Below are 14,545 nucleotides of genomic sequence, written 5' to 3'. Positions count from 1 at the left end.
TTATGCTCTACTATAGTAGAAATTCATTACTTTATCATTGCACAGATTTATAATTTAACTGCCAAAACATGCTAAAAACTAGCTATAGCAAACTTTAACTTGGTATCTACTCCTTCAAAAGGTGACTTTATTTATTAATTTCTGATATAATATTTTATTACCTTGACAAAGCTGCATCAACACATCTCACATCATGTACCGAACTTAAATTAATATTGTTACTTGGCGAAGTTGGCAAATCTGCAGTAGATGACTGTTTTTTGATATCTTTTCCCATACTTAAATAGTTTATTATCTGCTCAATTAAATTTTTGATTTTTAAAATCAGCTTTTCCATCATCTTTAGTATTGATTGTTCATCATTACACAATATTTTTTTAATCTTCTTCGAATTCTTTATGGCTTTTTGTATATCTTCATTTTCCAATACTTTATCAAATACATCTTTTATATTTATAGACTGAGTATTAAAGTTACCAAACAAGTTCTTAATCAAACTATAATCTTTTTTATCTACTGCAGTTTGAAGCGCACTTGTTACACTATTTTCCAGTTCATTAAGTAGCAAATAAATAGCTTCCATTTTTGTTATAAAATCTTCAGGATCCTTGCAAGAATCTGCTTGTGCTAATTTGTTTATATTATCTTTCGTTGCTTGGAATTTTAAGTAAATATCTTTTACTATATACCATTCTTTCATTAGCTTAATTATTTTTACTGAATTAAGACGTCCTGTTTGTTGTCTCTTATACTCTTTTCTTACATCACCGCATTCTAATGCAGTAATGAACACTTTTTTCATCTCCACAGAATTAGTTTTATTAAACCTATCATATAGATAATTAACAGTCTCATATGCTTCCATTGATATCGCAGTAGACAAAACATTTACTAGATTAGTTGTTAATCCTTCTAACACTTCTTGCTTAGTGAAAATATTAGATGATAAGTTAGGTTTATCCAAACTTGTAATTAGATCATCATTATCCGACTCACTACTACCAAAACCTGAGTCAGGTGATTCATCACTGTCTAAACTATTCAAAGATTCTTGTGATCCTGTCAGTTGTTTAGTTTGTTCAATCTTATTTTGTATATCCTGCTCTGCTCTACGCAAAAATATTTCTATGAACTCCACATTATTACGTGTAGCAGCAGTTTCTAGTAATCCATACATTGGGTGGCTATAATCACCTCGCAAGCATTTCACATAAATTTGCTCTATATCTTGTGGTGCTAAAATTTTATCTAGTAATCTTTTTTCTTTCACTGCACCTGCAGCTATAGTAAAAAAATCAATCTTTTTATATTCTAATTTTACCTTTAAGTCTTTTAACTGACTTAATAAAGTCTGATCTTTTAATATTGTTTTTATGATTTCTTCGTTTAAAGACAATGCTAACAAAGCATCTAGATTTTTTTTAATTAAAGAATCATCTTCAATAAGCCAGGCACTATACAGACATAGAGAAAGTGGGGAAATATTATCGCAATTTCCTATTTGCTTTCCTATCTTATCATTCAGAATATCATAATTATTCTCATCTATTGCTTGCTTTAATGAATTAATTAGTAATTCGCTCATCTTTTCCCCCAATACCCTAAACGATAATACAAAATGTTTAATGCACTATTAAGTAGTCTATGCTTTTTTTTACATATGTTATTTAAAACATAAAGTTTTCTTTATAATATTTAGATAAAAATACTTTGACAATTAGTGTATAATACTAATATGTTAAACCAATTTAAGAAATAAATATTGTACATATGGTAAAAAATTTAGAGGAAAAGTTTAGCTTATATAACAATGCACAAACTATTGTTGGTACGGCTTTTAAAAGCATTAAGGATATATTTACTCTTAACTTTGGCAATGCACTCAAAAGGTGGTTTGTAGATAAAAAGCTAAATACATTAACTGTAGAAAAAAAGAATCTTTTATTAACGCAAGAAGTAAGAAAGATAATTGTATCACAAAAATATCAAGGTATAGATATCACTGATGCCGATAATGATCTAGATGGGTTTCTAGAAGAGAAATTAGAAGAAAAAATTGAAAAAGATGTAGCGAGTTTATTCTTTAATATTGAGTTAAAATTAGAGGAGTCGACAGAATTCGATAAGTTTGTAGAAGTTGCTAGCGAATTGCTAAGAAAAAACCAAGAAAAGAAAAAAGAAATAATAGAAAGTGCAAAGGTGTTAGAAAACATATCATACCCACTTACTGAAAAATATTTTCTATGTCGTTATTTAGCAAAAGCAATAATCTATAAGTCAAAGAAAGAAAATACTGCACAGGAAAATGGACTTTTACTAGAAAGATCAGAATATGAAAGTGAAAAAAGTCTTTGTTTAAGCTTTTCAAAAGAAATTGATACACTTAAATCTTGTCAGAAGGAATTCAATAAAATAATACAGAAAGCAGAGGAGCAATTTAGTTCTAAGCATAAATATGTCAGTGCTTTATTAAAAGCATCAAATGCTGTGAACAGGCACTCAGGAAAAATAGCAGCAGTATATGTTGCTTATGTAGCTGCGATGACTGGAATCAGATATGAATGTGAGGATGAAAAAGATAAATGGTGGTATGAATACATTGCTGCACCTAGCACTGCTCTTGCTTTACTGCAAATTTTTTCCTCTTTTCCACAAATATTATTTTCAAATACAAAAGCAAGAGAAATTAATAATTATACATTAGAAAATTTCCAAAGTAATGATATACAATTTATAGATCAAAATATTCCTGCATTTTCACATGATATGCTATCAAAAGTAACAAGTGGAATCAGATGGTTAAGTAATATGATGCTGCAACCTATTGACCTAATTCAAAATGATACTAAGGATTTAGTATTGGGTTTAACTGCTCTGCGTCTTCTTATTCCTGCTAGCATCATAGAAGAACAAGGCAAGGTTGCACATTTTGTAAAATGTGAGCTGAGAAACTTTTTTTATGAAAATATAGCAGCAGCTCTAGTAGAGGGTGATAAGAAACCTAATAATAAACATATTAATCGTTTCTTTTATTTGTTACATGAACAAATGGGAGGGGATGCAAAAAGCAAACTCGAGGAAGCATATAAAAAACTAACTGGAAAGCAAAATGTAGATTTTAACAAAATTATTTCTGCTAAAGAGAAAAGGCAAATGTCAAGTTATAAGAGATGGCTAAGAATAACCTACTATAGTACAGCCATTGCATTACTTCTTGAATATCAATGTTTTATGCTCATACAGCAGTGAAGTTTATGCGTTTTGGTTCTTTAATACTATCTAGTAAATATGCTAATAAAATTGTAGAGTATTGTACAGGCAATAAGCTGACTGATGACACATATTTTAACGACTTTTTCTATAATGACGTAGCAAGAATAGTGCTAGCTACTGCTCCCTTGATAATGTATGAATCTACTGGTGACGTAAAAATATTGAGCATAGCAACAGCAATTGATGTGTTAACTACTGTAAGGTCTGATATGAAGTGTGGAGATGCAATAAGCGTGGCTAATGATTTTAGTACGAAAAAAGCAACAAATGAGAATTTGAGGCTACAGAATTCCAATCTACAAGGAGTTGTTGTGGAGCAGCAAAACCTATCTTCACAACAAAGTCATGAGCACAAATAGAAATATCATTAGAGGGTACTCTACAGTTTAGAAAAAGGACTATTGACTTTACTTCTTTTTTTATATAAACCTAGAATTTACGCCGGCTTAGCTCAATTGGTAGAGCAACTGACTTGTAATCAGTAGGTTGTCAGTTCAAGTCCGACAGCCGGCACTTTTTATTTTTTTCAAATATAAAGATGTCTTTTTTAATAATTGCCAATTGGAAAATGAACGGTTCACGTTCATCGTTTACAAATTTTATACGGAATTTAAACGAGCGTTTCCAAAGCACAAAAATTGAGCTAGTTATATGCCCACCATTTACTGCGCTGCCAGACAATACTGAGCTAACGCCTCATATCAAAATAGGTGCACAAAACTGTCACTATGAAGAAAAAGGTGCTTATACTGGAGAGATAAGTGCCAAAATGTTATCTGACCTAGGTTGTAGTTATGTAATACTGGGGCATTCTGAAAGAAAGTTACTATGTGGAGAAACAGACGACAAAATAAGATCCAAAGCCTATGCTGCTTTAGCAGCTGGGCTTCATCCGATTATTTGCATAGGAGAAACACTACTTGAGAGAGAAAAAGAAAAAACTGAAGAAATCTTATTGAAGCAATGCAGAGATTGCTTACCACACGAAGAAGAATACAGAGGTAAATATACAGTAGCTTATGAGCCAGTTTGGGCAATAGGGCAAAAGTCCATATCTGATATTTCTTTAATTACTGAAACCATAGAGATAATTCAACCTAACGTTAAGTCGCAAATTATATATGGTGGTTCTGTCAATTTAATAAATGTTGAAGAATTAGTCTGTACAAATAAACTGTCAGGATTCTTAATTGGCAGTGCTAGCTTGAATTTTAATGAATTCTTTGATATTATAAAAAAAGTTGAAAGTCTTTTATAATATTAAACAGAAGCGAAATTGAGAAAATACATAAAACATTTTATACTACTATTTACTTTTATAGCTTTAATGTGCACCACTCATGTACATGCAAAAGAAAGTAAAAAAAAATTCTTAAATATAGGCACTGGTTCAATCACAGGCATTTATTATCCTATTGGTAGCACAATATGCAGACTTCTTGCACAAGATAGTAATAAAGGAAAAGTAATATGTTCAGTTGCCTCCACCACGGGAGGTGCATACAATATAAACTCAATGCGTAATGATGATTTTGACATCGGTATTGCCCAATCAGATTGGGAATATATCGCTTATCATGGCAGTGGAGTTTCAAAGCTAAAACCAATGCATGATTTAAGGCTCCTTTTTTCAATGCATAAAGAATACTTTACTCTTGTAGCTAGAAAAGGCTCTAACATTAATACAGTTAACGATATAAAGGGCAGAAGAGTAAATATAGGCGCACCAGGAACTGGAGTTAGGAGCATGATGACAGCATTTATGGATGTAAATAATTGGACAAAAAAAGACTTTGCTGTAGCGTCAGAGCTTAAAACATCTGAACAAGCACAGGCATTATGTGATAATAAGATAGATGTAATGGCAGATGTAATTGGGCATCCAAATGGCACTATGCAGGAAGTAACGTATTCTTGTGATACTATATTTATCCCTATAGATGATGAAAATATAGAGAGATTACAAGAGAAATATCCTTATTATAAATCTGGAGTAATTCCAGGTAATATATACAGAGGGAATCCACAAAGCACAAAGACTATCGCTGTTTACGCATCTTTGCTGACGAAATCTAATCTCGATGAGAATATAGCATATGAATTAGTAAAAAACTTAATGAATAATTTAGATGAATTAAGAAATATAAGTGGAGCATTGAGTAATCTACAAAAGGAAGATATGATAAAGGAAAATTTTGCACCACTACATGATGGAGCAAAAAAATATTATCAAGAAATAGGATTACTTAAATAGATGGATAAAATCGTTTTAGCCATAGAAACAAGCTGTGATGAAACTGCAGTAGCTGTGATAAAAAGTAATAAGCAAGTTTTATCACATGAAATTCTATCACAACAAGAACACAAAGTATATGGCGGTGTTTTTCCAGAAATGGCATCACGAGCTCATATGGATAATCTTGAGCATTTAGTAAAACAAGCAATGAAAGATATAAAATTTCATGACTTAGATGCAGTTGCAGCTACTGCAGGCCCAGGACTTATAGGGGGGTTAATAGTTGGGCTTATGATGGCTAAAGGAATAGCAAATGCTGCAGATAAACCTTTTATTGCTATTAATCATCTGGAAGCTCATGCACTTGTCGTCCGACTACTGCATACAGTGGACTTCCCTTTCTTACTTCTGATAGTATCGGGAGGGCATTGTCAATTTTTAGTTGCTCAAGATGTTGGAAAATATACTCAACTTGGAACAACTCTTGATGATTCACTTGGAGAGACGTTTGATAAAGTGGCAAGAGTTTTAGGTCTTCAGTACCCTGGAGGCCCTATAGTTGAAAGTAAAGCTTTAAAAGGAGATGGAAAAAAGTTTAATTTTCCCAGAGCACTCAAAAAACGCCCTGGTTGTGATTTCTCATTCTCTGGAATCAAAACATCAGTGAGAAATTTAGTGCATAAAATTGAAATAAATGAGGAAAACGTATGTGATATATGTGCTTCTTTTCAGGAATGTATAAGTGACATATTAATAGATAGAATTAATAATGCTTGTAGTATGCTAGAATCACTTAAGATACAAAATTTCGTTGTAACTGGCGGAGTTGCAGCCAATAACTTTCTTAGAAGTAGAATAGAAGAGTGTGCTCTGCAAAATAATTTAAACATATTTTTTCCTCCCAATAATTTATGTACTGACAACGCTGTTATGGTTGGATGGGCTGGGATTGAACGTTTGCAAAAGAATTTTATAAACTCACTTGACTTTCCACCAAAAGCAAAATGGCCACTGGAGAGCTTGCAGAATGCATGAGGAAATAAGAATTATTAAATCATTTGCAAGAAGATCAACTCTAAAAGAAAGCGATAAAGAGCTATTGGATAAATATGTGGTTAATAATAGTGAAGAATGGATAGAAAAAACAATTTTTCAAAAGAGGGTTTGGTTAGATATTGGTTTTGGTAGTGGTAAAAATACCGCTTTCCAAGCAGTAGGAAATCAAGATGTTATAATAATAGGCTGTGAACCTTATCTTAAGGGAGTATCTTCTTTATTAAAAAAAATAGAGCAAAACAATATAAAAAATATTCTAATATGGCCAGATGATGTCAAAAAAATAATAGTCAATATTGCCGATTGTATCTTGGAGAAAATATTCATACTCTTTCCCGATCCATGGCAAAAGAGAGCACACAATAAAAGAAGGTTAATCAATGCTGAATTCTTAAAACTTTTAGCGAAAAAGATGATATCAAAAGGTGAAGTAATTATATCTACTGACTACCCTGAATATGCAAAGTGGATGCAAAAAGAAATTGAAAAAAGCAGTGCGTTTACTTATACCAAAATCAATGAAAATGAAGTTGAAAACTACGCTAAAACAAAATATCATAAAAAAGCAATAAAAGAACAAGTAATATTTTTTAAGTTAGTCTATGATTGTCAAATATAGAGGTCCACAGAAACTCAGATCAATTGTAGAGAGTTGTGCTTCTAAGTGCATAAAAAAGGAAGTGAGCAAAATTGAAATTCGCCTTCTGCTAAACTGGAGGAATATTGTTGGCAGTGAAATATCTAAAGCTAGTGAGCCAGAGAAGGTTGTATTTTACCAAAACTCAAACTCTGGCATACTTCATTTACTTGTAACAAACAGCAGTATGGCCTTGCAAATTCAACATCTTAGTTTGCTTATAATAGAAAAAATTACTGTTTTTTTTGGTTATAAAGCGGTTTATGATATTAAAATTAAGCAAAGACCAGCTTATTTGTTTTAAAAATTACTTTTAAAACTTATCCACACTACACATATGTACCATTGTTTATAAAAACTTTAAGATTTCTTTTTGAAAAATTTCTGTCTTAATGTTAAGTTACTATTTGACAAAAGTCATCAATTGCTTTTTGATTGCTTTCAATCATTATCTGTGCTTCCTGCTTTAAGTTTTGAATGTTTTGTGGAGTAACATCATCTAATGCATGAGATGCAATTTTTAGCTGAGATTGTATTCTAATATATCTATTATTCATAATTTCATTTAATTGATAATCTGTCGAATCTGATTCACTGCTATACAGTATATTTAACAGATGCTTAACCCAAGTTACCTTGCCAAATTCCTCTGAGCTTGCATATGTTATAGGATCTTTTGTCATACCAGTACCGATAGATAAAATAACTATATTATCATTAGGAAATAGTTTTTTGCTATCAGCATATGCACAAGTAGCTGGATTATTAGCAAATACCCCCCCATCTACTAACACTCTGTCTATCTCATCAATTTTAAGGGATTTAGGTATAAAATAAGATGGTGCAGCTGTAGTTGCTCTTAAGGCATCTTGTAACTTTATAAAATTACTATCTTCTTTCCAACTTTTAAAAAGGAATGGACAGCAATTATATATATCGTAACTAGTTAGTAATAGATTATTTGTCACATTAGCAATGGTACTATCACCAAAATACTGATCAAGCATATATTCAATATTTTTATTTGAATATTCTGCATCATCAACCCAACTAATTAACTTTTTAATAGGTGAAGAATCAAAGATATAAGATCCATATTCTTGATAAAGATTAACACAATCGTTAGCATAGTATTGAGACTTACCTTCTTCAGTTTTTTTACAGAGCGCAGCTGCAATAATACCCCCTGTAGAAGTTCCTGCCATTAAATTAAAGATTTGGGAGATAGTTTTTTTTGTTCTCCGCTCTATTTCTGCAAGAACAATAGCTGGTATGATACCCCTAATTCCGCCACCATCAATTGATAAAACGTATTTTGTCATATATTTATGTTCAGTAATTATTTAAGTTCTAATTTTAAATTAAATATTTGAATTATTCACTTATTTTTTGATGAGATAAGTTATTTTTCTTAAGTAGATTTGCTATGATATTATTGATTGTGTCCTACCTTTTAAATTAAAAGCTTTTATGGTAAATTTAACAATTTTATCCTAAGTAAATTTTTTACAGTGCGTTATAAGATAATAGTAGAGTACGATGGTAGTAATTTTAGTGGCTGGCAACGTCAAAAACATTCTTCAAATTCCATACAACAAATACTTGAAGGTGCTATAAAAAACTTTTCAAATGAAGAAGTAACAGTTCATTGTGGTGGTAGAACTGACGCTGGTGTACATGCTTTAGGTCAAGTAGTGCACTTTGATTTAAAAAAAGAACATAAATTGTATGTAGTGAGAAATGCAATTAATTATCACTTAAGACCATTACCTATTTGTGTATTAAGTGCAGAAACTACAGATGATGAATTTCATGCACGCTTCTTTGCGAAAAAAAGGCATTATTTATACAGAATAGTCAATCGCTACTCTCCATTAACTATTGACCACAATCGCGCATGGCAAGTATGTCAAAAATTAGATGTAAATAAAATGAATAAAGCTGCTGAATACCTAATAGGAAAACATGATTTTTCTAGCTTTCGCGCGAAAGACTGCCAGGCAAAAAATCCAATAAAGACGATCGATAATATAGAAATATTACAAGATAATTATAATATTAACATAGCAATATCAGCACGTTCTTTTTTGCATAATCAGGTTAGAATAATCGCTGGTACTCTTGTAGAATGCGGAAGGAATCGCTTATTACCAGAGGAAATCTTAAGCATTTTAAAACAATGTAAAAGAAGTGCAGCTGGTACTACAGCACCACCATATGGATTGTATTTAATGAGAATAGATTATTAAAATTGAATTCAACAAGAAATCAACATATCTTAAACTGAATGTGCTTTACCTTTTCTTTGTTCTAACGTTAATGTTAATTGTTCCATAAATGGTACATTATTTAGGTTAGACTGCATATTAACTATTTTATTTTGAGATGTATTACAAAATTTCTCCTGCTTAATTCTACTTTGCTCTTGCATAGGTAACGATAAAGGAAGCTTTGGTCCTTTAAAGTTTACCAGACCTCCAATAGGCGGAGGTGGTGGTGGCATAGAAGAATTATTATCATTAGAAATTACAGGTTCCTGTTTAGTTTTTGGCTCTATTGGCAAAATTGAGATATCCTTAGAACTAGAAATAAATGATAAAACATCTCCCTTGCAAGCTTGCTCCTTCTCTTGCTCTTTATTTTTACTACTAAGTAAGGAAGTATTTTTACTGTTAGATTCAAAAGAGTTCTTTAGTTTATTTTCAAGTTCTTGTTTAATTTTCGAAAAATTAGGATTATCACTAAGTTTTTTAGGTTGCGTAGCGATATCCGCTTTCTTTGGCTCCTCAGCATCGCAAAATACTATAGGCTTAACATTCCCATGAGATAGATTAATTTTTAACGATTCGCCCTCCTTAGGTAATTCTAATTTTTGAACTGATGACTCTATACTGACATTAGGCTGACTACTCAAATCAGCAATATTTTGATTAGATCTAGATTGTGCAAGAATCTGTTCAGATTGAATATATGGAAGTTGTAACTTTGTTGATATGGGATGCTCTTCTGACTTATTTAAAATGTTTTGAGTTTGTTCTTCTTGCACATAATGACTAAAATAAAATATAGATTTAACACTTTTATTTGTATAGTACTCACCACTAAGGTTTTTCTTAAAAAGCGATGATAATAACTCCATCAACGTTTCAATATTCTTAATTATTCTTATCCCCATACTCCCCCATTACTGTATTTTCAAAAACTACTTAAACCAATAAAATATTATTAGTTCATCAATTTTTTACATCTAAATTATGCAGGTTGACGAGTTTTTCTCCTTGCTCTTTTTACAAAATTATTTTTATTTACTGTTGAAACATTATCTAACCATGCTTTAACATAATCATCAATAATCTTATTAATTTCTCCTATATTATCGTGAAAAAAGTGATCTGCACCATCTATAACGTGATATTGCATGTATTCGCTATTCATTGAACTGATTAATTTTTCTGCTAACTGCGATACCATTACTTCTTCAGAAATATTATCTCGATCTCCTTGTATTATCAATCCAGGAACAGGGCAAGGAAAAAGAAATGAAAAATCATATTGATTAGCAGAGGGTGCAATACTGATAAATCTCTCTACTTCTGGACGACGCATCATAAGTTGCATAGCAACCCATGCACCAAATGAAAAACCAGCAACCCAAAAAGGTACTGTACTGACATTATTATCTTGCAACCAATCCATTGCTGACGCTGCATCACTCAGCTCATCTATACCTCTATTGAACATGCTTGCCTGCTTTCCTATATCTCTAAAATTAATCTTGAGTACAGAGAGACCATTATTAGCAAAAGTATCAAAAAGACTACAAACTACCTTATTATTCATATTTCCACCATATCGAGGATGAGACGGTAGAACTAGAGCTAAAGGAGCATTAACATCCTTACTTTGATGATATATTCCTTCTATTCTTCTAGTTGAACTATCACCAATTGGAGCTGAGCTATTAAAAAAAACTTCAACCATTTAATTAAACTCGAAAAAACCCACTTGACAAGTGGTCTATTATTTTATATAGATTATTATATTTATTAATTATAAATTAACTAAGTCAGTTATGCAATAGATTTTTAATAAGATGTTGATCACAGCAAAGTTAAGGTATGCAATTATGGTTATGGTTCATTTAGCGAGTAATACTTCTGCGCCTATAAAATTATCTAATATATCTGATTTTCAGTCTGTACCAGAAAGATATTCAGAACATGTGATTTCAGCATTGCGAAAAAGTGGCTTAGTTTCTGCTGCAAGAGGTCCAGGGGGTGGGTATTACCTAAATTGCTCACCTGAATCAGTAAAGACAAGTGACATACTAGATGCAATAGGGGAAGAAATAAAAATAACAAGATGTGATAATGATGGTATAGGATGTCTAAAAGACCAAGCTCAATGCAAAACTCATGCTTTATGGAACGATCTTGGTAATTATGTGAAAGATTATTTTGGCAAAATATCTTTAAGTGATGTACTTAACGAAAACTTTGACATAAGCAGCAGATCATCATTTGATTCTAATGAACACACGTATGCTGACTATAACTCAACAGCTCCAATTAGTAACTCTGTTAAAGAAAATACATCTTATATATTATCATACGAAACATTAAATCCTTCTTCAGTACATCAAGCTGGGCAAAAAGTGCGCAAAATTCTACAAGATGCAAGAGATGATATCCGTAGCTTTATCTCTGCTACTGATAATAAGGAAATAGTCTTTACTTCTTCTGCAACTGAAGCAAATAATTTAGTTATGAAGGGAATGAAGGAATACATTCAAGTTATTTCTGCAGTAGAACACCCATCAATTATGAGATCTGCAGATAACCCTTATATTATACCTGTTGATTATGATGGCATTGTCAATCTTTTAGAATTAGAAAAGACGTTATACAAACTGGAAGGGAAGAAGGTACTAGTTTCAGTTATGATGGCAAATAATGAGACAGGAGTAATTCAACCAATTAAAAAAATAGCACAAATTTCTCATAAATTTGGTGCAATTTGCCACACAGATGCTGCGCAAGCATGTGGAAAGATTGATGTAAATATGGAAGATTTAGGAGTAGATTTGCTAACTTTATCAGCTCATAAGATGGGTGGGCTTGCTGGTGCTGGTGCTTTAGTCTTTGATAAAAAGCTACAAATAAAGCCAATTATTACCGGTGGTGGGCAAGAAAAAGGACTTAGAGCTGGTACTGAAAATGTTGTTGCAATTGCCAGTTTTTCTTCTGCAATTAAGCAGATTACAGAGCTTTTAGGCAAGGCAAATAAAATTGAAGAATTACGTGATCGACTTGAATCCGAAATATTAAAAATCGCAGACAATGCAATTATTTTTGGCAAGGATAGTGATAGATTGCCCAATACTAGCTGTATTTGCATGCCTGGTGTTAAAAGTGATGTGCAACTTATGACTTTTGATATGAATAACATTGCAGTAAGTAGTGGAGCTGCATGTTCTTCAGGTAGAATTGAGCCTTCTTATGTTTTACTCGCAATGGGTGCAACAAAAGAGCAAGCAGAGTGTTCAATTAGAATAAGTATAGGATGGTATACAACAGACGATGATATAGAAAAAATAGTTAATTGTTGGTATAATATTTATAAAAATAATACTAGATTAGTTTAAAATTTATGAATGCAAAGGCCATTAATATGAAACAGAATGATAAGTTAGTAAACATATACCTTGATTATCAAGCTACAACTAAGTTAGATCCTCGTGTACTTGAAGCAATGATACCTTATTTTAACCAGTTTAGTAATCCTCATTCTCGCAGTCACGCTTTCGGCTGGAATGCGGAAGAAGCTGTAGAGGTAGCTCGCAAACAAATTGCTGATCTTATTAATGCTCAAGATAAAGAGGTAATATTTACCTCTGGTGCAACTGAATCCAATAATATGGCAGTTAAAGGGGTTGCAAGGTTCTACAAAAATAAAGGTAATCACATAATAACTGTCTGTACGGAACACAAATGCGTGTTAGATTCTTGTCGACATTTAGAAGATGAAGGTTTTGCAGTTACATACTTACCTGTACAAACAAACGGGATAATAAATTTATCTGAATTAGAAAAAGCAATTACTGATAAAACTATCTTAGTTTCAGTGATGATGGCAAATAATGAGATAGGTGTAATCCAACCTATAAAAGAAATAGGTGAGATTTGTCGTGAGCATAATGTGTTCTTTCACACTGATGCAGCTCAGGCTTTCGGTAAGATACCAATAGATGTACATGATATGAATATTGATCTGATGAGTATTTCTAGTCATAAGGTTTACGGTCCTATGGGGATTGGTGCTTTATATGTACGCAGGAAAGACCCGCGTGTAAGGCTTACTCCACTAATTAGTGGTGGTGGACAAGAAAGAGGAATGCGCTCAGGCACGGTACCAACACCACTTGCTGTTGGTTTTGGTGAAGCAGCTCGTATTGCTAAGGAAGAAATGAAGGAAGAAGAGGAAAGGATAAAAAATCTTAGGGATATTCTATATAATAGAGTAACTAATGGATTGGATAAGGTAGCTAAAAAATCACAATACGTAGTACTCAATGGAGATTATGAAAAACGCATTCCTGGAAACTTAAACATAAGCTTTCCTTGTGTTGAAGGTGAGTCAATCATTATGGCAATAAAGGAGCTGGCAGTCAGTTCTGGATCTGCGTGCACTTCTGAATCTCTTGAGCCTTCTTATGTTATAAGAGCGTTAAACAATGGCCACGATCTAGAGCATTCTTCAATTAGATTTGGCATAGGAAGGTTCACAACAGAGGAAGAGATAAGATATGCTGCAGATTTAGTAGTAGAGAAAATAGGCAAGCTACTTGATATGAGCCCTTTATGGGAGATGGTGCAAGAAGGTGTGGATTTGAAATCTGTACAGTGGGATGCACATTAAATTTTTATGAGGTGTTTATGAGTTATAATAAGCGTGTTTTAGATCATTATGAAAATCCAAGAAATGTTGGGTCTTTAGATAAAGATGATCCAAATGTTGGTACGGGGTTAGTTGGAGCACCATCATGTGGTGATGTTATGAAATTACAAATAAAAGTAGGTAAAGATGGTGTGATTGAAGACGCTAAATTTAAAACTTTTGGTTGTGGTTCTGCTATTGCTTCAAGCTCTTTGCTTACAGAACTGATAAAAGGTAAAACTGTCAAAGAAGCCACTGAAGTCAAAAACACTGATATTGTGCAAGAATTATCTTTGCCTCCAGTTAAAATACACTGTTCAGTGTTGGCGGAAGATGCTATTCAAGCTGCCATTAAAGACTATCAGAACAAACAAGAGCAGACAGAAGATACCAATGCTTCAGCATAA

The 14,545-nt window shown here is 32.3% G+C and carries 15 protein-coding genes, 1 tRNA gene and 1 pseudogene; 13 read left to right on the top strand and 4 right to left on the bottom strand.

Features of this window, described 5'->3' with window-relative positions:
• Positions 1 to 157: 157 nt before the first annotated feature.
• Positions 158 to 1,585 carry a hypothetical protein gene (locus tag AACL09_RS02080; protein WP_339048546.1) on the bottom strand — a complete coding sequence of 476 codons (1,428 nt, stop codon included), beginning with the start codon at positions 1,583 to 1,585 and terminating at the stop codon, positions 158 to 160.
• A gap of 185 nt (positions 1,586 to 1,770) precedes the next feature.
• Between AACL09_RS02080 and AACL09_RS02075 the strand changes: the two genes are divergently transcribed.
• From AACL09_RS02075 to AACL09_RS02040, 8 genes are all read left to right on the top strand, one after another.
• Positions 1,771 to 3,249, top strand: coding sequence for a hypothetical protein (locus tag AACL09_RS02075; protein ID WP_339048544.1), 1,479 nt, complete (start codon positions 1,771 to 1,773; stop codon positions 3,247 to 3,249).
• Entirely contained in the window at positions 3,225 to 3,632 is a 408-nt protein-coding gene (locus AACL09_RS02070) for a hypothetical protein (protein WP_339048542.1), read from the top strand. Before AACL09_RS02075 ends, AACL09_RS02070 begins: the two co-directional genes overlap by 25 nt.
• 81 nt (positions 3,633 to 3,713) lie before the next feature.
• Positions 3,714 to 3,786: transfer RNA gene (locus AACL09_RS02065), tRNA-Thr, on the top strand.
• Between the two features lie 25 nt (positions 3,787 to 3,811).
• Entirely contained in the window at positions 3,812 to 4,531 is a 720-nt protein-coding gene (locus AACL09_RS02060; RefSeq protein ID WP_339048539.1) for a triosephosphate isomerase, read from the top strand.
• A gap of 18 nt (positions 4,532 to 4,549) precedes the next feature.
• Positions 4,550 to 5,527 (top strand): TAXI family TRAP transporter solute-binding subunit, encoded by a 978-nt coding sequence (locus AACL09_RS02055; protein ID WP_339048537.1) that lies wholly within the window; start codon positions 4,550 to 4,552, stop codon positions 5,525 to 5,527.
• A complete protein-coding gene (tsaD, locus tag AACL09_RS02050) occupies positions 5,528 to 6,544 on the top strand; it encodes a tRNA (adenosine(37)-N6)-threonylcarbamoyltransferase complex transferase subunit TsaD (protein ID WP_339048535.1) in 1,017 nt (338 codons plus the stop codon).
• Positions 6,537 to 7,184: a tRNA (guanosine(46)-N7)-methyltransferase TrmB gene (gene trmB, locus AACL09_RS02045; protein WP_339048534.1), complete on the top strand. Its 648-nt coding sequence runs from the start codon at positions 6,537 to 6,539 to the stop codon at positions 7,182 to 7,184. Before tsaD ends, trmB begins: the two co-directional genes overlap by 8 nt.
• Positions 7,185 to 7,245: 61 nt before the next feature.
• A complete protein-coding gene (locus AACL09_RS02040; protein WP_339048532.1) occupies positions 7,246 to 7,506 on the top strand; it encodes a DUF721 domain-containing protein in 261 nt (86 codons plus the stop codon).
• A gap of 91 nt (positions 7,507 to 7,597) precedes the next feature.
• Here AACL09_RS02040 and AACL09_RS02035 read toward each other — a convergent pair whose 3' ends face one another.
• Positions 7,598 to 8,524: a patatin-like phospholipase family protein gene (locus AACL09_RS02035; RefSeq protein WP_339048530.1), complete on the bottom strand. Its 927-nt coding sequence runs from the start codon at positions 8,522 to 8,524 to the stop codon at positions 7,598 to 7,600.
• Positions 8,525 to 8,713: 189 nt separating this feature from the next.
• Here AACL09_RS02035 and truA point away from each other — a divergent pair, with 189 nt between their 5' ends.
• Positions 8,714 to 9,451: a tRNA pseudouridine(38-40) synthase TruA gene (truA, locus tag AACL09_RS02030; protein WP_339048527.1), complete on the top strand. Its 738-nt coding sequence runs from the start codon at positions 8,714 to 8,716 to the stop codon at positions 9,449 to 9,451.
• 29 nt (positions 9,452 to 9,480) lie between these two features.
• Here the strand turns inward: truA and AACL09_RS02025 are convergent, their stop codons facing one another.
• Positions 9,481 to 10,377, bottom strand: coding sequence for a hypothetical protein (locus tag AACL09_RS02025; protein ID WP_339048525.1), 897 nt, complete (start codon positions 10,375 to 10,377; stop codon positions 9,481 to 9,483).
• Between the two features lie 77 nt (positions 10,378 to 10,454).
• Positions 10,455 to 11,183, bottom strand: a complete 729-nt coding sequence (locus tag AACL09_RS02020; RefSeq protein ID WP_339048523.1) for an alpha/beta hydrolase — start codon at positions 11,181 to 11,183, stop codon at positions 10,455 to 10,457.
• 112 nt (positions 11,184 to 11,295) lie between these two features.
• Between AACL09_RS02020 and AACL09_RS02015 the strand changes: the two are divergent.
• From AACL09_RS02015 to iscU, 4 genes and pseudogenes are all read left to right on the top strand, one after another.
• Positions 11,296 to 11,631 (top strand): annotated as a pseudogene (locus AACL09_RS02015) (RrF2 family transcriptional regulator); the annotation flags it as partial.
• Between the two features lie 72 nt (positions 11,632 to 11,703).
• Positions 11,704 to 12,846, top strand: coding sequence for a cysteine desulfurase family protein (locus AACL09_RS02010; RefSeq protein ID WP_339048977.1), 1,143 nt, complete (start codon positions 11,704 to 11,706; stop codon positions 12,844 to 12,846).
• A gap of 26 nt (positions 12,847 to 12,872) precedes the next feature.
• Entirely contained in the window at positions 12,873 to 14,120 is a 1,248-nt protein-coding gene (locus AACL09_RS02005; protein ID WP_339048975.1) for an IscS subfamily cysteine desulfurase, read from the top strand.
• Between the two features lie 17 nt (positions 14,121 to 14,137).
• Positions 14,138 to 14,545: a Fe-S cluster assembly scaffold IscU gene (gene iscU / locus AACL09_RS02000; protein ID WP_339048521.1), complete on the top strand. Its 408-nt coding sequence runs from the start codon at positions 14,138 to 14,140 to the stop codon at positions 14,543 to 14,545.

It is taken from the genome of Candidatus Mesenet endosymbiont of Phosphuga atrata (genome assembly GCF_964020175.1).
GTDB lineage: Bacteria > Pseudomonadota > Alphaproteobacteria > Rickettsiales > Anaplasmataceae > Mesenet.
This window is presented reverse-complemented; position numbering and strand designations above follow the sequence as displayed.

What these genes read in the sequence shown, in the direction of transcription:
- AACL09_RS02080 (WP_339048546.1), bottom strand. Translation starts at nt 1,585, where the DNA reads ATGAGCGAATTACTAATTAATTCATTAAAGCAAGCAATAGATGAGAAT.
- AACL09_RS02075 (WP_339048544.1), top strand. Translation starts at nt 1,771, where the DNA reads ATGGTAAAAAATTTAGAGGAAAAGTTTAGCTTATATAACAATGCACAA.
- AACL09_RS02070 (WP_339048542.1), top strand. Translation starts at nt 3,225, where the DNA reads ATGTTTTATGCTCATACAGCAGTGAAGTTTATGCGTTTTGGTTCTTTA.
- AACL09_RS02060 (WP_339048539.1), top strand. Translation starts at nt 3,812, where the DNA reads ATGTCTTTTTTAATAATTGCCAATTGGAAAATGAACGGTTCACGTTCA.
- tsaD (WP_339048535.1), top strand. Translation starts at nt 5,528, where the DNA reads ATGGATAAAATCGTTTTAGCCATAGAAACAAGCTGTGATGAAACTGCA.
- trmB (WP_339048534.1), top strand. Translation starts at nt 6,537, where the DNA reads ATGCATGAGGAAATAAGAATTATTAAATCATTTGCAAGAAGATCAACT.
- AACL09_RS02035 (WP_339048530.1), bottom strand. Translation starts at nt 8,524, where the DNA reads ATGACAAAATACGTTTTATCAATTGATGGTGGCGGAATTAGGGGTATC.
- AACL09_RS02025 (WP_339048525.1), bottom strand. Translation starts at nt 10,377, where the DNA reads ATGGGGATAAGAATAATTAAGAATATTGAAACGTTGATGGAGTTATTA.
- AACL09_RS02020 (WP_339048523.1), bottom strand. Translation starts at nt 11,183, where the DNA reads ATGGTTGAAGTTTTTTTTAATAGCTCAGCTCCAATTGGTGATAGTTCA.
- AACL09_RS02005 (WP_339048975.1), top strand. Translation starts at nt 12,873, where the DNA reads ATGAAACAGAATGATAAGTTAGTAAACATATACCTTGATTATCAAGCT.
- iscU (WP_339048521.1), top strand. Translation starts at nt 14,138, where the DNA reads ATGAGTTATAATAAGCGTGTTTTAGATCATTATGAAAATCCAAGAAAT.